25 protein-coding genes and 1 pseudogene are annotated in these 22567 nt (G+C 63.1%); 17 read left to right on the forward strand and 9 right to left on the reverse strand.

The window, feature by feature from the left end:
* Nucleotides 1-29 precede the first annotated feature (29 nt).
* Nucleotides 30-1211, reverse strand: coding sequence for a M24 family metallopeptidase (locus tag FJ958_RS17720; protein ID WP_210243450.1), 1182 nt, complete (start codon nt 1209-1211; stop codon nt 30-32).
* A 254-nt stretch (nt 1212-1465) separates the two neighbouring features.
* Between FJ958_RS17720 and ehuB the strand changes: the two genes are divergently transcribed.
* The 10 genes from ehuB to FJ958_RS17770 all read left to right on the forward strand — a co-directional run bounded on the left by ehuB (nt 1466) and on the right by FJ958_RS17770 (nt 9355).
* The gene (gene ehuB / locus FJ958_RS17725) at nt 1466-2329 is read left to right on the forward strand and encodes an ectoine/hydroxyectoine ABC transporter substrate-binding protein EhuB (protein WP_246679619.1); all 864 of its coding nucleotides are present in this window, start codon (nt 1466-1468) and stop codon (nt 2327-2329) included.
* Between the two features lie 56 nt (nt 2330-2385).
* Nucleotides 2386-3114 carry an ectoine/hydroxyectoine ABC transporter permease subunit EhuC gene (gene ehuC, locus FJ958_RS17730; RefSeq protein WP_140611641.1) on the forward strand — a complete coding sequence of 243 codons (729 nt, stop codon included), beginning with the start codon at nt 2386-2388 and terminating at the stop codon, nt 3112-3114.
* Complete coding sequence (ehuD, locus tag FJ958_RS17735; RefSeq protein ID WP_140744484.1) at nt 3111-3770, forward strand: ectoine/hydroxyectoine ABC transporter permease subunit EhuD; 660 nt, start codon at nt 3111-3113, stop codon at nt 3768-3770. Before ehuC ends, ehuD begins: the two co-directional genes overlap by 4 nt.
* Complete coding sequence (gene ehuA, locus FJ958_RS17740) at nt 3767-4546, forward strand: ectoine/hydroxyectoine ABC transporter ATP-binding protein EhuA (RefSeq protein WP_140692363.1); 780 nt, start codon at nt 3767-3769, stop codon at nt 4544-4546. Before ehuD ends, ehuA begins: the two co-directional genes overlap by 4 nt.
* Nucleotides 4543-5292, forward strand: a complete 750-nt coding sequence (locus FJ958_RS17745) for a GntR family transcriptional regulator (RefSeq protein ID WP_140611647.1) — start codon at nt 4543-4545, stop codon at nt 5290-5292. Before ehuA ends, FJ958_RS17745 begins: the two co-directional genes overlap by 4 nt.
* 363 nt (nt 5293-5655) lie before the next feature.
* Nucleotides 5656-6105, forward strand: a complete 450-nt coding sequence (gene mntR / locus FJ958_RS17750) for a manganese-binding transcriptional regulator MntR (RefSeq protein ID WP_140744485.1) — start codon at nt 5656-5658, stop codon at nt 6103-6105.
* A gap of 101 nt (nt 6106-6206) precedes the next feature.
* Complete coding sequence (locus tag FJ958_RS17755; RefSeq protein WP_140744486.1) at nt 6207-6395, forward strand: hypothetical protein; 189 nt, start codon at nt 6207-6209, stop codon at nt 6393-6395.
* Nucleotides 6396-6671: 276 nt separating this feature from the next.
* Nucleotides 6672-7616, forward strand: a complete 945-nt coding sequence (locus FJ958_RS17760; RefSeq protein ID WP_140744487.1) for a neutral zinc metallopeptidase — start codon at nt 6672-6674, stop codon at nt 7614-7616.
* Nucleotides 7617-7770: 154 nt separating this feature from the next.
* Complete coding sequence (locus tag FJ958_RS17765) at nt 7771-9036, forward strand: TCR/Tet family MFS transporter (RefSeq protein ID WP_140744488.1); 1266 nt, start codon at nt 7771-7773, stop codon at nt 9034-9036.
* Between the two features lie 130 nt (nt 9037-9166).
* On the forward strand, nt 9167-9355 hold the full coding sequence (locus FJ958_RS17770; protein ID WP_281406664.1) for an aldo/keto reductase: 189 nt from the start codon (nt 9167-9169) through the stop codon (nt 9353-9355).
* A gap of 9 nt (nt 9356-9364) precedes the next feature.
* On the opposite strand, the gene FJ958_RS17775 is transcribed toward FJ958_RS17770, so the two are convergent.
* The 3 genes from FJ958_RS17775 to carA form a co-directional block, all read right to left on the reverse strand.
* Complete coding sequence (locus tag FJ958_RS17775) at nt 9365-9748, reverse strand: helix-turn-helix transcriptional regulator (RefSeq protein WP_140744489.1); 384 nt, start codon at nt 9746-9748, stop codon at nt 9365-9367.
* A gap of 11 nt (nt 9749-9759) precedes the next feature.
* Nucleotides 9760-10002, reverse strand: a complete 243-nt coding sequence (locus tag FJ958_RS17780) for a plasmid stabilization protein (protein WP_140744490.1) — start codon at nt 10000-10002, stop codon at nt 9760-9762.
* A 69-nt stretch (nt 10003-10071) separates the two neighbouring features.
* Entirely contained in the window at nt 10072-11277 is a 1206-nt protein-coding gene (gene carA, locus FJ958_RS17785; protein WP_140744491.1) for a glutamine-hydrolyzing carbamoyl-phosphate synthase small subunit, read from the reverse strand.
* Between the two features lie 277 nt (nt 11278-11554).
* Here carA and FJ958_RS17790 point away from each other — a divergent pair, with 277 nt between their 5' ends.
* Nucleotides 11555-12004: a GatB/YqeY domain-containing protein gene (locus FJ958_RS17790; protein WP_140744492.1), complete on the forward strand. Its 450-nt coding sequence runs from the start codon at nt 11555-11557 to the stop codon at nt 12002-12004.
* Between the two features lie 133 nt (nt 12005-12137).
* On the opposite strand, the gene FJ958_RS17795 is transcribed toward FJ958_RS17790, so the two are convergent.
* Entirely contained in the window at nt 12138-13136 is a 999-nt protein-coding gene (locus FJ958_RS17795; RefSeq protein WP_140744493.1) for a hypothetical protein, read from the reverse strand.
* A gap of 394 nt (nt 13137-13530) precedes the next feature.
* Between FJ958_RS17795 and FJ958_RS17800 the strand changes: the two genes are divergently transcribed.
* Together FJ958_RS17800 and FJ958_RS17805 are read left to right on the forward strand one after the other, a co-directional pair.
* A complete protein-coding gene (locus FJ958_RS17800; protein WP_140744494.1) occupies nt 13531-14241 on the forward strand; it encodes a DNA helicase in 711 nt (236 codons plus the stop codon).
* Nucleotides 14242-14273: 32 nt separating this feature from the next.
* Complete coding sequence (locus FJ958_RS17805) at nt 14274-14831, forward strand: GNAT family N-acetyltransferase (RefSeq protein ID WP_140744523.1); 558 nt, start codon at nt 14274-14276, stop codon at nt 14829-14831.
* 6 nt (nt 14832-14837) lie between these two features.
* Here the strand turns inward: FJ958_RS17805 and FJ958_RS17810 are convergent, their stop codons facing one another.
* The 4 genes and pseudogenes from FJ958_RS17810 to FJ958_RS17825 form a co-directional block, all read right to left on the reverse strand.
* A complete protein-coding gene (locus FJ958_RS17810; protein WP_140744495.1) occupies nt 14838-15872 on the reverse strand; it encodes a P1 family peptidase in 1035 nt (344 codons plus the stop codon).
* 97 nt (nt 15873-15969) lie between these two features.
* A complete protein-coding gene (locus tag FJ958_RS17815) occupies nt 15970-17154 on the reverse strand; it encodes an MFS transporter (RefSeq protein WP_140744496.1) in 1185 nt (394 codons plus the stop codon).
* A 164-nt stretch (nt 17155-17318) separates the two neighbouring features.
* A complete protein-coding gene (locus FJ958_RS17820) occupies nt 17319-17528 on the reverse strand; it encodes a DUF2061 domain-containing protein (protein WP_140744497.1) in 210 nt (69 codons plus the stop codon).
* 131 nt (nt 17529-17659) lie between these two features.
* A pseudogene (locus tag FJ958_RS17825) lies at nt 17660-19096 on the reverse strand (Na/Pi cotransporter family protein); the annotation flags it as partial.
* On the opposite strand from FJ958_RS17825, the gene FJ958_RS17830 reads away from it, so the two are divergent.
* The 4 genes from FJ958_RS17830 (at nt 19097) to dnaG (ending at nt 22283) form a co-directional block, all read left to right on the forward strand.
* Nucleotides 19097-19423, forward strand: a complete 327-nt coding sequence (locus FJ958_RS17830) for an RcnB family protein (RefSeq protein ID WP_140744498.1) — start codon at nt 19097-19099, stop codon at nt 19421-19423.
* A gap of 143 nt (nt 19424-19566) precedes the next feature.
* Nucleotides 19567-19815 (forward strand): type II toxin-antitoxin system RelE/ParE family toxin, encoded by a 249-nt coding sequence (locus FJ958_RS17835; protein ID WP_140744499.1) that lies wholly within the window; start codon nt 19567-19569, stop codon nt 19813-19815.
* A 12-nt stretch (nt 19816-19827) separates the two neighbouring features.
* Nucleotides 19828-20193, forward strand: coding sequence for a helix-turn-helix transcriptional regulator (locus FJ958_RS17840; RefSeq protein WP_181176421.1), 366 nt, complete (start codon nt 19828-19830; stop codon nt 20191-20193).
* A 146-nt stretch (nt 20194-20339) separates the two neighbouring features.
* Complete coding sequence (gene dnaG, locus FJ958_RS17845; RefSeq protein WP_140744501.1) at nt 20340-22283, forward strand: DNA primase; 1944 nt, start codon at nt 20340-20342, stop codon at nt 22281-22283.
* Nucleotides 22284-22567 lie beyond the last annotated feature (284 nt).

A 22567-nucleotide genomic window follows, 5' to 3' on the forward strand; every position in this document is an offset into this window, starting at 1 on the left:
CTTGAGGTTACCGGCTCTTGGGCTGGTGGTCAGTCAATGACGATGAGATCGCGGGTCACGTCGCAAAGCCGTTCGCCGCCGCCTTCGGTAACGACGAAGGATTCGGAAATGGCGACGCCGAAATCGTCGAGCCATACGCCGGCCATGAAGTGGAAGCACATACCGGGCTGCAGTTCGGTCTTGTCGCCAGGCCTCAGGCTTGCGGTGCGTTCGCCCCAATCCGGCGGATAGGCGAGGCCGACAGGATAGCCGACGCGGCTTTCCTTCTTCAGCCCGTTTCTACGCAGCACCGCCTGCCAGGCGGCCTCGACCTCTTCGGCGGTGTTGCCGGGCCGTGCCAGATCGAGGCCCGCATCGACCCCTTCGACGATCGCCTTTGCCATATCGGAGAGGGCGGTCGGCGGCTTGCCGAAATGCACCGTCCGGGTTAGCGCCGCGTGATAGCGCCGTCGCACACCGGCGATCTCGATGATGGCCAGCCCGCTGTCCGGAAGAGGCGCGTCCGACCAGGTCAGATGCGGTGTGCTCGTGCCTTCGCCTACCGGCATCAGCGGGCAGATTGCTGCGTAGTCGCCGCCGACGCCTGGCAGGCCCATGATCTGGGCGTGATAGATTTCCGCGATCACTTGGTTCTGCGGCACGCCCGGTCGCATCTTTTCGACCGCGCGGTTCATGGCATTGTCGCAGATCGCGCCGGCTTGACGGATCAGCACCAGTTCGGCCTCCGATTTTACCAGCCGCGCCCAGTTGACGAGGTCGTGATTGTTGCCGAAACGCGCTGCGGGCAGGCCGCCGACAAGATGGGCATGACAGCGCGCCGTGTAATAGTGCGCGTCCATCTCGACGCCGATGCGCGCCTGTTCCCATCCGCGTGCCCGGATCAGGCTGGCGAGTTCGTCATACGGATGCTCGATAGGCTGCTGTACCAGCCGCTCGGAGAACGCGACGATGTTTTCTTCGGGCAGGCCGGTGGTCAAGCGGGCGCTCCTGGCGTCCTGCGCCCTGCCGAACCAGATCGGCAGATTTTCCTCCAGATGGACGAGCACGCATTGCGGCACGTAGAAGGACCATCCGTCGTAACCAGTAAGCCAGCACATGTTTGCGGGATCCTGGCAGACGATGAGATCGAAGCCGGCCTTCTCCATGCGCCGCTTCACGCCCGTCAGGCGCTGCGCGTATTCCGTTTTCGTGAAGTTGGCCGACCTGCTCAAAACTCGTCCCCGTGACCATCGTGATCGATTGCAAGTCCGCCGCTCCATTTCGAGGCAGATACCTCTAATTGTGCACAACTAGCAATCGATCCAGCCGCGCATTCGGGCTGATATCAACGATTTTCCAGATTCGTACAGGGTGTCTTGCGATATGTCCAGATGAGTTGTATACGTCTTACATGTTCGATGCGACGATGGAGAAACGTCCTTCGAGCCGGTAAGCTCATCCAAAAAGAAAAGGGGAATGCATGCTCATGTCACAGATATCTCGCCGCACGGCCATGAAGACGGCTGCCTGCCTTGCGCTCGTCGCGACTATGTTAACGGCGCTTCCGGCTCAGGCCGAAACGACCCTCGAACGCGCCAAGAAGGACGGTTACATCCGCGTCGGTTTCGCCAATGAGGCGCCGTTCGGGTTCGCAACGCCTGACGGCAAATTGACCGGCGAAGCGCCCGAGGTCGCCAAGGCTGTGCTCGCCAAGATGGGCATTTCGCAGGTGGACGGCGTGCTGACCGAATTCGGGTCGCTCATACCTGGCCTGAAGGCTGGGAGATTTGACATCATCGCTGCCGGCATGTTCATCAATCCAAAGCGTTGCGCGGAGATCAATTTCTCCGAACCGTCCTATGGTATCGGTCAGGCCTTGCTGGTGGCGAAGGGCAACCCGAAGGGCATAAAGGATTATTCGAGCGTCAAGGACAATCCCGATCTCAAGCTCGCCGTGATGGCGGGCGCGGTCGAGGGTGGATACGCCAAGGATGCAGGTGTCGCGCCAGGGCAGATCGTCGCTTTGCCTGACCAGTCCAGTCTCGTTGCCGCCGTCCAGGCAGGGCGCGCCGACGCCGCCGCGCTTACCGCATTGTCGATCGCCGATATGGCCAAAAAGGCCGATGGCGTCGAATCGACCAAGCCCTTCGGCGAGGTTGCCGGCAAGTCGGTTAAGGGGCACGGCGGCTTCGGCTTCCGCAAGGAGGACACCGATCTCCAGGAAGCGTTCAATGCCGAACTGAAGAAATTCATCGGCTCACCGGAGCACATTGCGCTGGTCGAGCCACTCGGCTTCGGTAAGGATTATCTGCCGAACAAGACCACCGCGCAGCTCTGCAAGGGCGAATAAGTTCCCAACTGCTGGGCGGCGTGAAAGCGCCGCCCTTTTTTTGCTCGGAGAAGCAGATGGGAATTCGCACGCTCGTTGCCATGCTGGTTGTCTCGCTGGCCGTGATCGCCGTGCTTGCAACACAGGCAACATACAGGCTGTTCCTGCCGGGGCTGCTGCAGGGCGCCGTCCTGACAATGGAGATCGCCATCCTGGGCAGCCTGCTGGCGGTCATCATGGGCGTGCTCGCCGCCTTGGCACGTATGTATGGCCCGGCGCCGCTTAGATGGCTGGCGACGGTCTATGTCGAGATCTTTCGCGGCACCTCGGCGCTGGTGCAATTGTTCTGGCTGTTTTTTGTGCTGCCGCAATTCGGCGTCACGCTAGACGCATTTCTCGTTGCCGTACTGGCGCTCGGCCTGAATGTCGGGGCTTACGGATCCGAATGCGTGCGGGGGGCCATCCAGTCAGTCGCGCGCGGCCAGTGGGAAGCGGGAACTGCGCTCAACATGAGCCGCGCGCAGATGCTGCGCCGGATCATCCTGCCGCAGGCCTTTATCGCCATGATCCCGCCTTGGGGCAATCTGTTCATCGAGTTGCTGAAGTCGACCGCGCTGGTCTCGCTGATCACCCTGTCGGACCTTGCCTTTAAGGCGCAGCAGATGAACCAGAACACGTTCAAGACCATTCCAATCTTCACGCTGGTGCTGCTGATGTATCTCGCCATGTCGCTCACCGTCTCCATCGGCATGCGGCTGCTCGAAAAGCGGGCCTCGCTCGGCTTGGCGCGAGGGAAGGCAGCATGATCTGGGATTGGAGTTTTGCCCTCGAGATCCTGCCGGTGCTGGCGCGCGCCGCGGTCATCTCGATAGAGGCGACGCTGCTCGGTTTCGCCATCGCGGCCTCGCTCGGCCTGGTCCTGGCGGTGATCCGCATCGCCGTGCCGTGGACCGGTTGGTCGATCTCGGTGCTGGTCGAGCTGATCCGCTCGACGCCATTGCTCATCCAGATATTCTTCCTCTATTTCGTCTTTCCGAAATTCGGCCTTGTGCTCGACGCGTTCACGGCTGGTGTCATGGCGATTGGCATTCACTATGCCGCTTACTGCTCGGAGGTCTATCGCGCCGGCTTCGACAATATCCATCGTGGTCAATGGGAAGCCTCGATCGCGCTGAATCTCTCGTCCTGGACGACCTTTCGCGACATCATTATCCCGCAGGCCATCCCGCCGATCGTGCCGGCGCTCGGCAACTATCTCGTCGCGCTGTTCAAGGAAACGCCGCTGCTTTCGGCTATCGCCGTGCTGGAACTCATGCAGACAGCCAAGATTATTGGCTCCGAGACTTTCCGCTACACCGAGCCGATTACCCTGGTCGGCCTGTTCTTCCTTGCGATGAGCCTGGTTTCTGCCGCGCTTATTCGTGCCCTCGAACGCCTGCTCAACCGGAGGAACACGCGATGACGGAACAACCGATGGTCCGCTTCGACAATGTTTCCAAACGCTACGGCGCGTTGACCGTTCTCGACGGCTTGAACCTCGAAATCGCGCGCGGCGAGAAGGTTTCCGTCATTGGCCCGTCCGGTTCGGGCAAGACCACCGTGCTGCGCATGCTGATGACGCTGGAGACGATCAATGACGGTGTCATCTGGGTCGAAGGCGAGCCGCTGACGCACATGCAGCAGGGCGGAACGCTTGTGCCTGCCAACCTTGCTCACATCCGTCGCATCCGGGCAAAGATCGGTATGGTCTTCCAGTCCTTCAATCTGTTCCCCCACATGACGGCGATGGCAAATTGCATCGAGGCGCCGATAACCGTGCTTGGCATGAAAAGGGCGGATGCCGAGGCGCGGGCGGCCGAGCTTCTCGACATGGTTGGGCTGTCGCAGAAGAAGGATCATTACCCTTCCCAGCTTTCCGGTGGCCAGCAACAGCGCGTCGCCATCGCCAGGGCGTTGGCGATGCGACCCAAGATAATGCTGTTCGACGAGGTGACCTCGGCGCTTGATCCGGAACTTGTCGGCGAAGTGCTGCAAGTGATAAGGCAAATCGGCCGCGAGCATGATTTGACGATGCTCATGGTCACGCACCAGATGGGCTTCGCCAAGGAATTTTCCGATCGCGTCTGCTTCTTCTACCAGGGCAAGATATGCGAGCAGGGACCGCCAGGCGAGCTGTTCGGTGCCCCTAAGAACGAGCGGACACGGCAATTCCTGCATGCTGTCCTGGAGGCTGGATGACACTGGAGACGGATGCCTCGGTCACCACGGCGATCCTGGAGGCGCCGCGGCCGCTTTCGGCGCGGGAACGGTTCGAGCGTATCTACCGGATCCTGCGAGACCGCATCTGCCTGCTCGACTACCCGCCGGGAAGCCGGCTCTCCGAGGAAGAACTCGCTCAGGAATTCCAGATCAGCCGCACGCCGGTCCGCCGCGTGCTGGCACGTCTTGAATCCGAAGGTCTGGTTCAATCCGTGCACGGCGTCGGCACCATAGTCACCGATGTCGACATCGAGGAATTGCAGCAGGTCTATCACTTGCGCCTCGAATTGGCGCTTCTGGTCGGCAAGCTTTCGCCGATCCCGCGGACGGCGGCCGACCTGGATCGAATCCGGACGCTCATCGCGCGCTGTGATTCCGACATGCTCAATCCGGATCAGCGGGCTTTCCTGCAGCTGAACATGGACTTCTTTTCTGAACTGACCGCCATGACCGGGAACCAGCCCCTGCGCGAGATCAGCGAGAGACTTTATTTCCAGGTGGCGCGTGTCGTCCTGAAGATGATGCCTCAACTAGGGCTTGTGGAAGAGTTCACCGCGTTTCGACGTGAGATGGAGGAAGTCTTGGCCGCAGCGGAGATCGGCGACTGGGAGTCGATCGGGCACATCAGGCGCGCGCATATCTCAATGAGCTTTCGACGCATGATGCGGCATGGGGACCATGCCAAGGACACGAACAGCGACCGCTTGGTACGGCAAGAAGAATAGTTTCTTTGCCCGAAGTTCGAAACGCCATTGGCGGATATCGTTGAAAAGGCGGCCAGCACCAGGCCGGTTGGGCCGGCGCCTACGATCAGGACGTCACTGCGGGTCATGGCTTCCTCCCTGACGGCGATTGCAGTCGGGCGGTTTCAGATCAGCAACACCCAAATATGGCCCCAGCAGTCACGGACAACGCCACTGGATCGGTTTCCGCGGTTCCATCGAGAGCATGGGCTGGCGGAGGAACGTCGTCCCGACGCCCATCGACCTGCTTGCCGATCGGCGAACATGCCTCCAAATAAACGGCCTGAAGAATCAAAGCCCGTGCTATAAAAACAGAGACGGCAAAACTCCCAGGAGGAGCGCGCATTGGCGCTGAAGAACAAACCGGTCCCGCGTGAGCCATTGCCTGACGCCGACGTCCATTCGGAAGGGTTCCGGCAGACGCGCGAAGCGCGCCGCAGCGCACTTGTCGAGGACTATGTCGAGCTGATCGCCGACCTGATCGAGGACGGCAACGAGGCGCGCCAGGTCGATATCGCCGCTAGGCTCGGCGTCGCCCAGCCGACAGTGGCCAAGATGCTGACCAGGTTGTGCGCCGACGGGCTGGTGTCGAGAAAACCCTATCGCGGTGTGTTCCTGACCGAGGCCGGCCGCAAGGTTGCCGAGGAGAGCCGCATCCGCCACCACACGGTGGAAGCCTTCCTGCGCTCGCTCGGCGTCAGCGCCGAGACGGCGCGCATCGATGCCGAGGGCATCGAGCATCATGTCAGCGCCGAGACGCTGGAGGCGTTTCGCAAGGCGATGACGGTGCGCTGATCCTTCCGGGTGACTTCCTCGGGCGGACCAGCGAGCGGAACCGCCTAATCATACGCACGTTGCTTCCGAGATCGCGCGATTGTCGCGCCAGGGAGAAGACGATGGGCGTCGAACAAGCACCGACCGGGAAGGGCAAGCAGGCCGCAAAGGGATTGCGGCAGGCTGCGGCCAGGGATGAGCGCAAGACGGAAGCCGAGACAGGCCACCCCTTGAAAAAGGGAGCGGAGCGGTTCGAGGAACGTTCGAAAAGCTCCGATGGCAAGAGCGCCGGCGCCAAGCAGAAAGACTGAGCACTCTTCTGTCAACGGCTATACCGACCGCGCGGGCGGAGACCAAGTGCAGGTCCGAGCAGGCGGCTGACGATCATTCGTAAAAGTCCTCGCATCCCTCCATGGGGGCGATGCCATAGGCCTTGGCTGGTATCGGCCAGAGCGGTGAAGCCGGCATGCCGGCGCTGCGCCAGCCACGAAAAATGCTGTGACTTGGCGCAACCATTGGGATAATTGTTTGTTGGGTTGGGCCGGCCATACCGGAACAACGCGAAGTTCGCAGCGCTAGGAGTTGCCATGCTCTGGAGAGGCCGTCGTCAGAGTGACAATGTCGAGGACGACCGCGGCGACAGCGGCTCCGGCGGTGGGCTCGACGGCGGCGGCCCCGGCCAGTTCCGCATCCCCATCGGCGGCGGCGCGGGCGGTGGCGGCATGTCGCTCTCGGGCCTCATCATCTTCGCGGTCGTCGCGCTCATTGCCTGGGGTGTTTTCGGCATCAATCCCCTGCAACTCCTGAACGGGGACGGCGGCGCGTTGCTGCCGGGCGGCGGTGGCCAGATATCGGACAACAGCGGCGGCCAGGGCAACGGCGCCGCGCCAGCCAATGATGAAATGAAGCAGTTCGTGGCGACCGTCTTGGCCGAGACCGAAGACACCTGGACCGGCATCTTCAAGTCGCAAGGCCTGACCTATGAGGATCCCAAGCTGGTGCTGTTTTCCGGCCAGATCCGCTCGGCCTGCGGGTTCGCTTCCTCGGCGGCTGGTCCGTTCTACTGCCCCGGCGACCACAAGGTCTATCTCGACATGACCTTCTTCCAGCAGCTCGACCAGCAGTTCGGCGCCTCCGGCGAATTCGCCCGCGCCTATGTGATCGCGCATGAGGTCGGCCACCATGTGCAGAACCTCACCGGCATCATGTCCAAGTTCAACCAGATGCGGCAAGGCATGAGCGAAGCCGATGCCAACCAGCTGTCGGTGCGCATCGAGCTGCAGGCCGACTGCTTCGCCGGCGTATGGGCCCACTACACCGCGCAGAAGGGCATTCTGGAACCAGGCGATTTCGAAAGCGCGCTCAATGCCGCCAAGCAGATCGGCGACGACACGCTGCAGAAGAAGATGCAGGGCTATGTCGTGCCGGAAAGCTTCAACCACGGCACCTCGCAACAGCGGCAGACCTGGCTGGCGCGCGGCTACAAGAGCGGCAAGCTGTCGGACTGCAACACGATGAGCGGCCCGCTCTGAGCACCGATTCCACGGCGATACCCTGACGGAAACGATGCCGTCAGGAAGTGTCAGGATCAGGGCTTCCTACGTGTTCCCTCATTGTTCCTTTCGGCGGGCTCGCCTATAAGGTGCGTCCGCCTGTGCCCCGGGCGGCCAGAGGAGCTTGACCCATATGATCGACCCCAAAACCGCCAAGCGGGGCCTTGCGCTCGTTTTCACCACGCTGCTGCTCGACATTGTCGGTTTCGGTATCATCATGCCGGTGCTGCCGGCCTATCTGCAGGAGCTGTCCGGCGTCAGCATCAGCGGCGCGGCGATCGAGGGCGGCTGGCTGTTCTTCGTCTATGCCGCCATGCAGTTCTTTTTCGCGCCCATCATGGGCGGTCTGAGCGACCGGTTCGGCCGGAGGCCGATCCTGCTCGCCTCGGTGCTGACCTTCTCCATCGACAATCTGATCTGCGCGGTCGCCTGGTCCTATCCGATGCTGTTCATCGGCCGCGTGCTGGCCGGCATTTCAGGCGCCAGCTATTCGACGACGTCGGCCTTCATCGCCGACATCTCCGACGATGAGAACCGGGCCAAGAATTTCGGCTTGCTCGGCATCGCCTTCGGCGTCGGCTTCGTCATCGGACCGGTGCTGGGCGGGTTGCTCGGCACGTTCGGGCCGCGCGTGCCGTTCTATTTCGCCGCCGGGCTCGCCTTCGTCAATTTCCTGATCGCGATGTTCCTCCTGCCGGAAACGCTCGATGAAAAGCACCGCCGCCGCTTCGAGTGGAAGCGCGCCAACCCGGTCGGCACGCTGCTGCAGATGCGCCAGTACCAGGGCATCGGCTGGATCGGGCTCGTCTTCTTCCTGATGACGCTCGGCCACATGATGTACCCGGCGGTCTGGTCGTTCGTGTCCAACTATCGTTATGGCTGGAGCGAGCAACAGATCGGCTTCTCGCTTGGTGCCTTCGGCCTGTGCGGTGCGATCATCATGGGCACCGTTCTGCCGCGCGTGATCGCCAGACTTGGCGAGTGGAAGACAGCAGTGATCGGCCTGACCTTCACGGCGGCCAGCGCCTTCGGCTATGCCTTCGCCACGCAGGGCTGGATGATCTATGCGGTGATCGTAGCCGGTTGCCTTGAAGCCTTGGCCGATCCGCCGCTCAGGAGCCTCGCCGCTGCCAAGGTGCCACCTTCGGCACAAGGCGAACTGCAGGGCGCGATGACCTCGATCTTCTCGATCACCTCGATCATCACGCCACTGCTCTACACGGCCATCTTCTCGTGGTTCACCGGGCCCAGCGCACCCGTGACTTTCGGTGGCGCGCCCTATCTGGTCGGAGCGTGCTTCCTGGTGCTGGCGCTCATCGTCTTTGTCACCAAGGTGGCGAGGACGGCAGCGGCCAGGACCGTCACGACCGAGGTCGCCGAAGACGGAGCGCAGGTATGAGCCATGACAGCCGCATCGCGCTGACCAAGGATGGAGTGTCGCTGTCGCGGCTGGTCTTCGGCGCCTAACGCCTGCTCGATGGCGGTGCCCGTCCGGATGCCGATCAAGTCGCCCGGCTGATCGGCACCGCATCGGTGCCGGCGATCTCGTCACCGTCGCCATTGCCTGGCTGCTGCGTCACCCGGCCCGGCTGGTGCCGGTACTCGGTTCAATGAAGCCGGAACGGCTGACGGCCACGGTCAAGGCGCTGGCGATCAGCCTCGACCGCGAGCAATGGTTTGTCACGCTGGAGGCGAGTGAAGACGGGCCGGTGGCGTGAGGTCGGGAATCAGGATTCAATCCATTCGCTAGGAACATCCAACGCCTTTGCCAGCATCGCCGTGGTTTGCGCAGACGGTTTGCGGCGATTGGATTCGATATCCGACAGGAAGCCCTGACTGACACCGATGGCATTCGCCAACTCGGCTTGTGTCAGCTTGCGCCAATTGCGGAGCGCCTTGAGGCGGCCGGAGCCTCGCAAAATATCCATAGTCACATCAGCGGGCAGGGCTTTTTCCGTTTTGAGATCAGCTTTCCGTTCGTCGTAGATGGCGACATCCGCTGCGTCTTCGAGGGCTTCTTCGGCGGCATGCAGCAAGGCCTCGTAGTCAGCCTTCGGGATAACGACCAGTTCTTCGCCGGTTGAAGTCTTTATGATTTGCGGGGCGTTCATGGCATTCTGTCCTATGGCCAGCTGTAAGTCGTCGTTTCACGCTTGCCGATGTAGACTGCAAGGATCGTGATGCGATCTTCATCGAATATGACGCGGCAGCGGCCAATCCGCAGCCTGTAACCGCCCCTGCCGGAAAGACGCTTTACATCTCCACGGCCGTAGGCGATCAAACCTTCGGAGACCTGCTCGCGGACGTCAGCGGGTAGGTTGTCGAGATCGCGAGCCGCCGATACCGAAAGGATAATCGTCTTCACAACAGCGGTATCGCAGATTTATCGCTTTGGGTTAAGCGATATTATCGCTTGTTGCCGATCCAGGAAAGATCAGGCTCGTTCTACCAGCAGTTCCTCGCCGCGCTTTTCGCGGATCAGGTTGACGAAACGGCGGAACAGATAGTGCGAGTCCTGCGGGCCGGGCGAAGCTTCGGGATGATGCTGGACAGAGAACACCGGGCGGCCGGTGAGCGCGATGCCGCAGTTCGAGCCGTCGAACAGCGAGACATGGGTTTCCTCGACGCCTGATGGCAGCGAGTCGGCGTCGACGGCGAAGCCGTGGTTCATCGAGACGATCTCGACCTTGCCGGTGGTGTGGTCCTTGACCGGATGATTGGCGCCGTGATGGCCCTGGTGCATCTTGGCGGTCTTGCCGCCCAGCGCCAGTGCCAGCATCTGATGGCCGAGACAGATGCCGAACACCGGAATGTCGGTCTTCAGCAAGTCCTGGATGACCGGCACGGCATAGTCGCCGGTGGCTTCCGGGTCGCCGGGACCGTTGGAAAGGAAGATGCCATCCGGCTGCATGGCCAGGATTTCTTCCGAACCAGTCTTGGCCGGAACCACCGTGACCTTGGCGCCGAGACCCGCGAGCAGGCGCAATATGTTGCGCTTGACGCCGTAGTCGATGGCAACGACATGCATGGTCGGCGCGTCCTGCTCGGCAAAACCCTCGTTCCACACCCAAGGCGTCTCGCGCCAGACCGAGGACTGGCCCGAGGTGACCTCCTTGGCGAGATCGAGCCCGATCAGGCCCGACCATGCGGCGGCGCGCCGCTTCAGATCGTCGAGGTCGAAGACGCCGTCGGGCGCATGCGCGATGACGGCGTTGGGCATGCCCTTTTCGCGGATCAGCGCGGTGAGCGCCCTCGTGTCGATGCCCGACAGCGCGACGATGCCGCGCTTCTTCAGCCACTGGTCGAGATGGCCGGCGGCGCGGTAGTTGGACGGGTTGGTGACATCGGCCTTGAACACGGCGCCGACGGCGCCGGTGCGCGCGGCCGGATTGAGGTCCTCGATGTCCTCGCCATTGGTGCCGATATTGCCGATATGCGGGAAGGTGAAGGTGACGATCTGGCCGGCATAGGAGGGATCGGTGAGGATCTCCTCATAGCCGGTGAGCGCCGTGTTGAAGCAGACTTCGGCGACGGCGGAGCCGGTGGCGCCGAGACCGCGGCCCTCGATGACGGTGCCGTCGGCCAGCACCAGAAGGGCGGTCGGCTTTTCGGTTGCCCAGGCGGGCGTCATCTCGGCCATGTCGGCACTCCTATGAGGCTGCGCGCTTCCACAGGCCCAGCCGGCCATCCGCGCAGCAAATGGCGCGGAGCGGCGAATTCGCGGCCTCCACGCACCCAAGCTTCAGTTCATGCAAGGCCCAGTACATAGGGGAAGGGGGCAGGCCGGTCAATGACGATGCGAAATGCGGCTTCGAATTATTTCATTGAGGAATATCATAGGCTTGCCCCGCCATATCAGGGTTTGCGTTGGCTTGCCCCCGGCGTTATTGTCCACGCCGACCGAAGGAGAAAGCACGATGCGCGCGAAAATCGCCGAATCCCTGAAGAGCGCGATGAAGGCGCAGGACAAGCACCGGCTGCCGACATTGCGGCTGATCCAGGCCGCCATCCACGATCGCGATATCGCCAATCGCGGCGCCGGCAAGGAACCGGCCAGCGACGAGGAAATCCTGCAGATACTGGCCAAGATGGTGAAGCAGCGCGAGGAATCGGCCAAGGCGTTCGAGGACGGCAAGCGGCCGGAACTGGCCGCTCAGGAGCGCGGCGAAATGGAGATCATCCGCGACTTCCTGCCGACGCAGCTCGACGATGCGGCGATCACGGCCGCGGCGCGCGAAGCGATTGCCGCGACCGGTGCCACCAGCCAGAAGGACATGGGCAAGGTGATCGCCGCGCTGAAGCAGAAATATGCCGGCCAGATGGATTTCGGCAAGGCGAGCGGCATCGTCAAGAGTCTGTTGCAGTAGGGACTTTCCCGCCACGACGGCAGCGATGCCCGGTCTGGATCGAAATAGGGTCTGGCCCGGAGCCCGCGGAGGCCCAACTCATCAGTCTATTGCGGCGCGGTGCTGTTTTCCCACCCTCTGGGTCGAGCGGACCTCACGGCTCCTTGCAGATCGGCAGCGGCTGCGCGGGCGGTGCGGGATGATCCTTCTTGTACTGGGCGATGATCGGCTCGAGGGTTTTGCGCGGCCAGAATTTCGGCGCGCCGATTTCCTTCAGGCAGGATGCGTTCCAATAAGGCCCGTCGCTGGATAGCGAATGGCCCTTTCCCGCCGCCTGCGCGACGGCGGCGATGTCGCGCGATTCCGGATAGATGTAGAGCGTCGTCGGGTTGTCCTTCACCATCGAAATGATCTGCCGCGCGTCCGCCGGCGACCAGCTGGTGCAGCCATTGCTGCGGCCGCCGGCATACGCCACCAGCTTGCCGAACGGCACGAAACCGTCGTGGTCGGCATAGGAACTGTTCGGGCTTTTGCGCATGCACATGGTGCGCAGCACCTGCGCCGCGTGGCCGCCGATCACGCGTTGCCTGGCGTTGGCGGCTTCGCCCTCGCCATCGAACTGTATGAAGGTGCGCAGGAAGGCGGCATCCTGTTTGGCGCCGGCGCGATAAAAACCCTTGAAGGACGTCTTCGCCTCGCGGGTCATATAGGCGCCGCCGGCGGTCAACTCCGAATCCATGGCGTTGCCGAAGTTCTTGGAGCACCGCCTGCCGTTTGAAAAATCCGCTGCGCCTTTCAGGTTCCGGCCGCCGCCGTGACCCGATGCGATGGCGCGAAAGGACTGGCTGGCTTCGCAGATGACATAATAGCGGCGCCCGAGCACGCCATTGCCGAGATCGCCCGGACGCGTGGCATCCATGGCGAAATAACAGGGGTTCGCGACCGCGCCTTGCGTCGCCTTCTTTTGATAGAGCGCGCGTGCCCGCTCCAGCACCACTTGCGAGATCTGGCCGTCGCTGTCGCCGACATGAGCCTGCAGCCAGGCCGGGACGGAGGAGGGCGCGGCGAAGGACCGGACCGACGCCGTCAGGGCGATGATGACAAGGAGGCTGAGGGTGATGACGACACCCAACGGGACAGATCTCAACCGCACCAGACCCATTCTCCTGCCGAACCGTTTTTACTTCCCCGGTGAATCATTCGAGCCATCATAAAATGCCCTGTGCCAATCGGCGAAACACATCTTGTTTAGCGCACCGGCAAACCTGCACGAAGAAACAGGTCGGCGCACAAAATGTCCATAGGCCGGGATGCTGGCTCAAGGCTTGCGGCGCGCGTCCTCGCATCGGCTGACATTCGCGATCTTGGATCCGCCGATTTTCGACCCGTTCGGATTGCGCTATGATCTGATTCTGGCGCGGCCCGCGCCTCCTCCCTCCGCCGGGAAAGCATCAGTTCATGCAGGGCTATCCGATCACCGGACCGACTGTTCGAGCACAAGGCATAAGGAGGGGTTGCGAAAACTGCTCGCACCAGGAGGCTTTGCGATGGAGCTATCCCAGCCCGTCTATCATCTGAAGCGTCAGGCCAAGCTGTTGTCCCGGGAAGCAAAAATCCCGCTCCACCAAGCGCTTGACCATATTGCGGCACAGGAAGGTTTTGCGAGCTGGAGCCTGCTTGCGGCCAAAGCTTCTGAAGCCACACCGGCCGGCAGGCTGTTCTCGCGGTTGGCGCCGGGCGACCTAGTTCTGGTCGGTGCGCGGCCAGGCCACGGCAAGACCCTGATGAGCCTCGAACTCGCGGTCGAAGCGATGAAGCATGGCCATCGCAGTGCCTTCTTCACGCTGGAATATACGCGGCGCGATGTGCTGGAGCGGTTTTGCGCCATCGGCGCCGATCCGGCCCGGTTCGACCACCTGTTCGAGTTCGACAATTCCGATGCCATCAGCGCCGACCATATCGTCAGGGCGCTGGAATCGGCGCCGCGCGGCACGCTGGCGGTCATCGACTATCTGCAACTGCTCGACCAGAAGCGGGAAAACCCGGCCCTGATGGATCAGGTCCGTGCGCTGAAGGCTTTCGCACGCGACAGGGGCGTTATCCTGGTCTTCATCTCGCAGATCGACCGGTCCTACGATCCGTCGACAAAGCCGTTTCCCGATATCAGCGACATCAGGCTGCCGAACCCGCTGGACCTGTCGCTGTTCAGCAAGGCGTGTTTCCTGAACAGGGGCGAGATACGCTTCCAGCAGGCTTGAGCGTTCCTCCGGCCAAAGCTATGCCCTGGACCATGATCGAGATCGTCAAACCCGCGCTGGAGCATCTGCCGTCCTACAAGGCGGCGCTCGAGCGCGGCTGGTCGCCGGACAATGTGCGGCTGGAGGTTGCGAGGCGCGAGCAGCTTGCGGCTATAGACGAGGATCCCGTGGCCTTCCTGGCCAGCCTCGACGATCCCGAGGCCAAGGGCCCACCCATCACCTTGCCCGACGGCAGACACGTGCCGCGCCTGCCGAGTTTCAGGCGCTGGATCTGGGACGGCGAGGCATCGGGCTCGATCGGCCTGCGCTGGCAGAAGGGCACGGCGGAACTGCCGTCCCATGTGCTTGGCCATATCGGCTATGCGGTGGTGCCGTGGAAGCGGCGGGGCGGCTATGCCACCGAGGCCTTGCGGCTGATGCTCGAGGAGGCGAGGGCGGTCGGCCTTCCCTATGTCGAGATCACCGCCAAGCCCGCCAATCCAGCCTCACACAGGGTGATCCTGGCCAATGGCGGCCAACTGGTCGACCGCTTCTTCGAGGATGCCGCCTATGGCGGGATGGAGAGCCTGCGGTTCCGGATCGATCTGTAGAGCGCCTTATCGCCCTTTGGCCTGATCGCGCAGCCAGTCGGCCAGCGATGCGCGATGCTTGCCGCCCCTGCCGGTGAAGGCCCCGGCGGACAGCATGGAGTTCAGCACCGCCTCCTGCGTGGCGTCCGCCGCCGCCCGGAAAAGCATGTCGATGCGGGCTTCGTTGAGCGTCAGTTGCGGCACCAGATCGCGGCTTTCGTCGTGGTCAACCAGGGTGCCGGTGCTGAAGGCGATGGCGATGTCACCACTGCCATGGCCCCAGAAGGAACCGAGCCTGGCGATGCCGGCTCCGGCGCGGCGCGCCACCCTCTCGAGCTGGCGGTGTTCCAGCGGCACATCGGTCGCCAGCACGACCATGATCGAGCCGCGTTCGGCCTCGGCCGGCCGCCTCGGGTCAGGCCGGCGCCCGTCAGGCAGCAAGAGGTCGCCGGCCCTGCCGAAGTTCGACAGGACGAGGACGCCCAGGTGATGGCCGCCGCCAAGTGCGATCTTTCTCGACGCCGAGCCGATGCCGCCCTTGAAGCCGAAGCAGCTCATTCCCGTTCCGGCGCCGACATTGCCCTGTTCAACCGCCCCCTCCCGCGCGTCCGCAAGCGCGGCAAGCGCGTGCTCCTCCGATATCGCCAGCGCCTGGATGTCGTTCAGCGGGCCGTCATTGCACTCGCCGACCACCGGATTGACGGTTCCGGTTGTGCGGCCGATGTCCGGGTTCCGGCGGATGGCGTCGCGGATAAGCGCCGTGGCGCAGGTGCCGACCGAGAGCGTGTTGGTCAGGAGCACAGGCGTTTCGATGGTGCCGAGTTCCTGCACCTGCATCAGGCCGACGGTCTTGCCGAAGCCGTTGATGACATGGGCTGCCGCAACCACCTTCTTGCGGAACAGGTTTCCGCCATGCGGCAGGATGGCCGTCACGCCGGTGTTGATGTCGCCGTTGCGCAGCGTGCGGTGGCCGACGCGCACACCGGGCACATCGGTGATCGCATTGTGCGGACCCGTCGGCAAGCTGCCGCAGGTCAGGCCGAAATCGCTCGCTATGCCCATCTCTGCTCCGGTTTCACAAACGGTCCGTGCGGGCCTGTCGTGGTCATGCGGTCCGGCACGGCGTGGATGACACGCGGCCAGGGTCGTCGGTTCTGATCTACTCGGCCGCGGCCGGCAGTGGCGGCCTGATGTCGCTGCGGCGTTCCCAGACATGCGAGGCCACAGCGACGAAGACGGCGACCAGCATGGCAAAGGCGCCGAGCAACGACAGGCTGCGATAGCCGTAGCCGCCATTGAGCATGGCGGCGCCCAGCGATGCGGCCAATGCGATGCCGATATTGAAGCCGGATGGGATGAGCGAGGCGGCGAGACCGGATGCGTCGGCCGTCCAGGCCAGGATGCGGGTCTGGATCGGCGTGCCGATGGCGAAGTTGAGTCCGCCCCAGATGACGATCGCCACGATCATCGGCAAGGGGTAGGGGCTGACGGCGTAGATCACCGCCAGCGTCACCGCCTGCAGGAAGAGCATGGTGATCAGCGAGGGCATCAGCTTCCAGTCGGAAAGCTTGCCGCCAAGGAAGACGCCCAGCGTGGCGCCGACGCCGTTGAGCAGCAGCACCCAGGGCACCAGCCTCTCGTCGAGGCCGGTGACCTCCAGCAGGGTCGGCGTGATGTAGGTGAACAGGCCGAATTGGCCGATCATCAGCATCAGCATCAGGATCAGCGAAGTCCAGACCTGTTGGCGTGCCAGCACGCGGACCTCGGTGGCGAGATCGGCGGGCTTGGCCTGATATCCGGCGGAGCGCGGCAAAAGGGCGGCCATGGCAAGGGTTGCCGCCACGCCCAGCGCGCCCATCACCCAGAAGGTCGCGCGCCAGCCCCAGATATTGCCAATCGCGGTGCCGGCCGGCACGCCGATGACGTTGGAGACGGTGAGGCCCGACAGGATGACGGCAACGGCCATGCCGCGCTGGTCCTCGCGCACCAGGCCGACCGCGACCACCATAGCGACGCCGAAATAGGCGCCATGCGCGACCGCAACGGCAATGCGCAACAGCAGCATCGAAGTGAAGTCGGGCGCCAGCGCGCAGGCCGCCTGGCCGATGGTGAAGGCAATGGCGAGGCCGAGCAGCAAGGTCTTGCGCGACAGCGACTTGGTGGCGAGCGCCAGCAGCGGGCCGCCAATGGCGATGCCGCAGGCATAGCCGGAGACGAGATAGCCTGCGGAGGGGATCGAAACGCCGAGGCCCTGCGCCACCTGCGGCAGCACGCCGGCGATGACGAACTCGGTGGTGCCGAAGGCGAAGGCGGCGATGAACAGGGCGATCAGCGGAAGCGACATGGCGGGAAATGGGATCCTCGAATGCAGGTCTCAAACCACGGATGGGCGTTGCCAGCAATCCAGAATTTTTTGTCCCCGCTTTAGCTTTTCTTGACCGGTTCCCTTGTGCCAGCCAGTGGCGTGGCAACCGGGCGGGGCGGTGCCGGCCGGCAACGGACGGGGCGCTATGCCGTGTTCTTGCGCCCGTAGGGAACCTTCAGCCACGCCCGCTCGTGGAAATAATAGAGCAGCGATTTGGTGAAGACCTCCGTTACGCCGATGGCGGCCGCGAGCTTGACGCTTCCGGTCACCACCAGCGAGATGATTATCGTGTCGATGGTGCCGGTTACCCGCCAGGAAAGCGCCTTGGCGAAACTGCGCGAATGGGTATCCATCGATCTCCTCCCGGTGGCATCAGATGCTTAGCCGACGGATGGCAGGATGAGCAAAGACTAATTTTGCCGTTGAGGCCGGGATGACGCAACCTTGTTCCAAGTTGATGCCGGTACGGGAAAAAGGTTGCGCCTCAGCCCGCTTTCAACCTCGACCCCGTGAGCAGGCCGCGTTCTTCGAGAACCGGATAGGCCATCGATGCCAGCAGCGAGTTGATCTGCTTGAGGTCGCGGATGGTGTCGAGGTGGATCGAGCTGGTTTCGACGCTTTTGGCGGTGCCTTCGCGCAGCCGTACGAAATGGCTGGCGCTGGTTTCCTTCTCGCGGTCGCGCAGCTGGTCCTTCTCCAGCACCAGCTGACGGGCCGTTTCGGGATCGCGCGAGACCAGCACGTTGAAGGCGAGCCGCGCATTGGCCAGCACCGAGCTGTGGAAGGCGCACAATTCGCTCCAGCCTTCGTCGGTGAATTCCAGCCTGCGATCGAACTTCTTCTTCACATGCACCAGCATGTTGCGCACGATGATGTCGCCGACCTGCTCGAGCTTGACGCAGGCGCCAATCAGCTCCTGGCAGCGCAGCGACTCGTCCTCGGTCAGCGGGTTCTTGGTGACCTTGGCGAGGTAGAGTTTTATGGCCGCGTGCTTGCGGTCGACGCGGTCGTCGAGGGCGGCAAGCGCCTTGATCTTGTCGGTATCGGCGTCTTCGTAGAGCTCGATGATGCGTTTCAGCATGATCTCGACTGTCTCGCACACCCGCACCACCTCGCGCGTGGCGTTGGCCAGCGCCTGGCTCGGCACGTCGAGCGCGCTCTCGTTGAGCGCCGAGAGCTCGATCACGTCGAGCGAGGCTGCCGGCGCCGGCTTGGTGCCGAGCGCCACGATCTTCTCGGAAGCGCGATAGACGAAGCTGGCCAGCGGCAGGCCGGCGACCAGGATGATGACGTTGAACAGGATATGGGCGTTGACGATCTGGCCGGCCGCCGTGGCGCCGAGAAAGCCGACATGCGGCCTGAAGATCATGAACAGCACCAGCATGACCAGCGACCCAAGCCCGCGCATCAGGAGATTGCCGATCGGCACGACGCGCACGGCGGGGCTGGCCGAGCGGGTCAGCATCGGCGCGATGATCGAGGAACCGAGATTGACGCCGAGGATGAGGACGATGCCGAGTTCGGGCGTGATCAGGCCGCGGCCAGCCAGCGTCGCCATCAACAGGACTGCCGCGATGCTCGACTGGAACAGCCAGGTGATCAGCGCCGCCAGCAGATAGGCGGTGACGGAATCGGTGGAGAAGTAGTTGATGATGACAGGCATGAGCTGACTGTTGCGCAACGGCTCCGAGGCCTGGCCGATCATTTCCAGCGACAGGATCAAAAGGCCGATGCCGACCAGGATGCGGCCGGTCTGGCGCCAGTCGCGCCGCTCGGTGGCCATGAACATCACCGTGCCGGTGATCAGGCAGAGCGGCACCAGCAAGGTGAGATCGAAGGTCAGCAGCTTCACCACCAGCGCCGAGCCGATCTCGGCGCCGCGCACCGCCAATTGGCCGGCGGCGCCCGAGACGATGCCTGAATGCTGGCCGCCACGTCGCTCACCGGCCAGGCGGCGCCGATGAACGCGCCGGTCGCGCCGCAGTCGAACTACACAAAGGTCGATTGGCAGAAGCCCGGCAGGCATGTCGAGAAGCGCGTCGTGAAGAAGAAGGTCGTCGTGAAGCGCAACTATTGGCGTAATGGCCAGAAATATTCCAACTGGAAGCGTCACCAGCCGATCCGCGACTACGGCCGCTACGGCCTGCACCGTCCCGGCCGCGGCCAGGAATGGATCCGCGTCGGCAATGACTACGTGCTCGTCGGCGTCCTCTCCGGCGTGATCTTCGGCGCCATCGCCGCTCAGTAGGCTCTAGCTCCACGGCAGCTTGCCGGATGTAACAAGAAGGCGGCCCGCAATGGCCGCCTTCTTTTGGCGTTCATGCCTTTTTGCGACCGTCTCGACGGGCCGAACTGCTTGCACAAAATATCACAATATGCGATATTTTTGAGGTGAAGCGGGTCATTCTTCTCCCTCTGGCCGCCAAGGCGCTGCGGAAGCATCGGGCGGATGCCGAGAGGATCCTGTCGAAGATAGAAGCCTATGCCCACGACGCGAGCACGCTTGCGAACAGTGTCAAGGCTCTGCAGGGATCGACCGCTCTGCGTTTGAGGGTCGGTGACTATCGGGTCATTTTCGAGGAGACAGACCAGGAGATCATCGTCACCAAGATTGGGCCACGCGGATCTGTTTATGATTGAAGGGATGCGATGATGAACAACATTGCCTATGTCACGACGCCCGGTGGCGAGGAATTGGCCATCCTGCCGCGCAGCGAGCTTGAGGCATTGCGGGAATCATTGGACCACGCACAGGCGTTGGGTAGCTTTCGCGCAGGCCAGATACCAGGTTTGACCACGGATGAAGCGCGGGCTCTGGTGGCGGCGACTTCTCCGCTTGCCTTCTGGCGCAGATATCGCAAGCAGACCCAGGCCGTTCTCGCGGCTTCCGTCGGTGTCACTCAGAACTATCTTTCAGACATCGAGAACGGAAAACGTGGCGGCGATGTCGCGCTTTGGCTGCGACTGGCCCGAGCACTTGAAGTGCCGGTGGAAAGTTTGGTCGACGAAGGCGATTAATCGGCATATCGCCGTGATTGCCATCTCTTAGCCTGTGAAAAGACCCGCCTGTGGAAAGACCCGCCCTGTGGAAACCGGGTATGGCCCCTATTGGGGGTCGTCGGACTTCGCCGGCGTGATTATATGGTAGGGAAACGAGTTTCCTCATGCGCTTTCCGCCCGCCTTCCTCGACGAGATACGCGACCGCGTGCCGATTTCTTCTGTCATCGGCCAGCGCGTCGCGTGGGACCGCAAGAAGACCAATGCGTCGCGCGGCGACTACTGGGCCTGTTGTCCGTTCCACGGCGAGAAGAGCCCATCCTTCCACTGCGAGGACAAGAAGGGGCGCTATCACTGTTTCGGCTGCTCGGTCTCGGGCGACCATTTCAAGTTCCTGACCGAACTCGAAGGATTGAGCTTTCCCGAGGCGGTCGAGAAGATCGCCGATATGGCCGGCGTGCCGATGCCGGTCCGCGACGCGCAGGAGGAGCGGCGCGAGAAGGAACGTGCCAGTCTGACCGACGTCATGGAAATGGCGACGGCTTTCTTCCAGGAGCGGCTGCAAGGACCGGAAGGCGCAAAGGCGCGCGCGTATCTGCGCGACCGCGGGTTGACGCCGGCGACCCAGCATTCGTTCCGGCTCGGCTTCGCGCCCGACAGCCGCAACGCGCTGAAGGAGCATCTGGCGGCAAAGGGCGTGTCGAAGGCCGATATCGAGGCCTGCGGGCTGGTGCGGCACGGCGACGACATCCCGGTGTCCTATGACTGGTTCCGCGACCGCATCATGTTCCCAATCCCGGATTCGCGCGGCAAGATCATCGCCTTTGGCGGCCGTGCGCTGGCGCCCGATGCGCCGGCCAAATACATGAACTCGCCCGACACCGAGCTCTTCCACAAGGGCAATGTGCTCTACAATTTCGCCCGCGCCCGCAAGGCGCTGGCCAAGGGCGGCACGGTCATCGCGGTCGAAGGCTACATGGACGTGATCGCGCTGGCGCAGGCCGGTTTCGAGAATGTGGTCGCGCCGCTCGGCACCGCGCTCACCGAGAACCAGCTCGAGCTGTTGTGGCGCATGGCGCCGGAGCCGATGCTGTGCTTCGACGGCGACAAGGCCGGGCTGAAGGCGGCGTGGCGGGCCGCCGATCTCGCGCTGCCATCGGTCCAGGCGGGGCGCTCGGCGCGCTTTGCGCTGCTGCCGGAAGGCAAGGACCCCGACGACCTGGTCAAGGCCGAGGGGCCGGACGCATTTCGCGCCGTGCTCTCCGACGCACGGCCGCTGGTCGACCTGTTGTGGATGCGCGAGACGGCGGGTGGCGTCTTCGACACGCCGGAGCGGCGAGCGGAACTTGAAAAGACGCTGCGCGAGTTGACCAGCCGCATCCGCGACGAGAGTCTGCGCTACCACTACCAACAGGAGATGCGCGAGCGGGTGCTGAGTTTCTTCGGCTCGCAGCGCGGCTCCCGCCAGGGCCGCGACAACAACAGCGGCCGGCCAGGAGCGCGCGGCCAGGGCAAGGCTGCCGCGCCCGGCGGACAGTTCGCCAAGGGCGGCGGCCGCATCGCCATCACCGAAAGTCTCGGCCAGTCGGCGCTGGTCAAGCGCGGCGAGGGGATGTCGGTGCGCGAGGCGACGATCATCGTGGCGCTGGTCAACCATCCGGCGCTGATCGACGAGAATTTCGCGCATGTCGAGTTTCTCGATCTCGCCAATTCCGACCTGAACCGGCTGCACGCGGCCATCCTCGATGCGATGGCGCATGACATGGCCAATGACCGCCATGCCGTTGTGGCGACGATCGAGCGCGCCGGCTGCGCCGAGATCTGGGAACGCGCCGTGGGCCTGATCCGGCGGGCGCGGCAATGGCCGGCGCTGGAGACGGCGGCGCTCGAGGATGCCCGCGACGCTCTGAACCAGGCACTGCACTTGCAGCGCAGCGCGCGCACCTTACATAAGGAGCTGAAACAGGCGGAAGCGGCTCTCGAAGCGGATCCTTCGGACGAAAACTTTCGCCATCTGATCGAAATTCAGGCGCAATTTCAGGATGTACAAGCGACGGAAGCGCTGATCGAAGGGTTCGGCGTCTCTTCGGGCAGGGCCGGGCGAGCCTAAGTGCAAGCGGGTACGGAATGAGAGCGTGGCCGGGCTTCCCAGAGAGCCGGGCGCGCTAAGTCGGGTAATTGATTCGCTTTTTTCATGCGAATCATGCCAGAGGCGCTTGACCTTCCGGCAGAATGGCGGAATCAGGACGATTCGAAACGTTCACCCGCACCCGTGTCGACGGGAAGTGCAGCGATAAGAGGTCCTGGTCACTGGACAGGCAGACAGCCTGCCACAGATATCAGGGTTAATCTGGACTTAATGCATGTCGCCCAAAAGTGGAAACCGGTTTTGGG

Origin of the sequence: Mesorhizobium sp. B2-3-5 (assembly GCF_006442395.1) — a bacterium.
GTDB lineage: Bacteria > Pseudomonadota > Alphaproteobacteria > Rhizobiales > Rhizobiaceae > Mesorhizobium.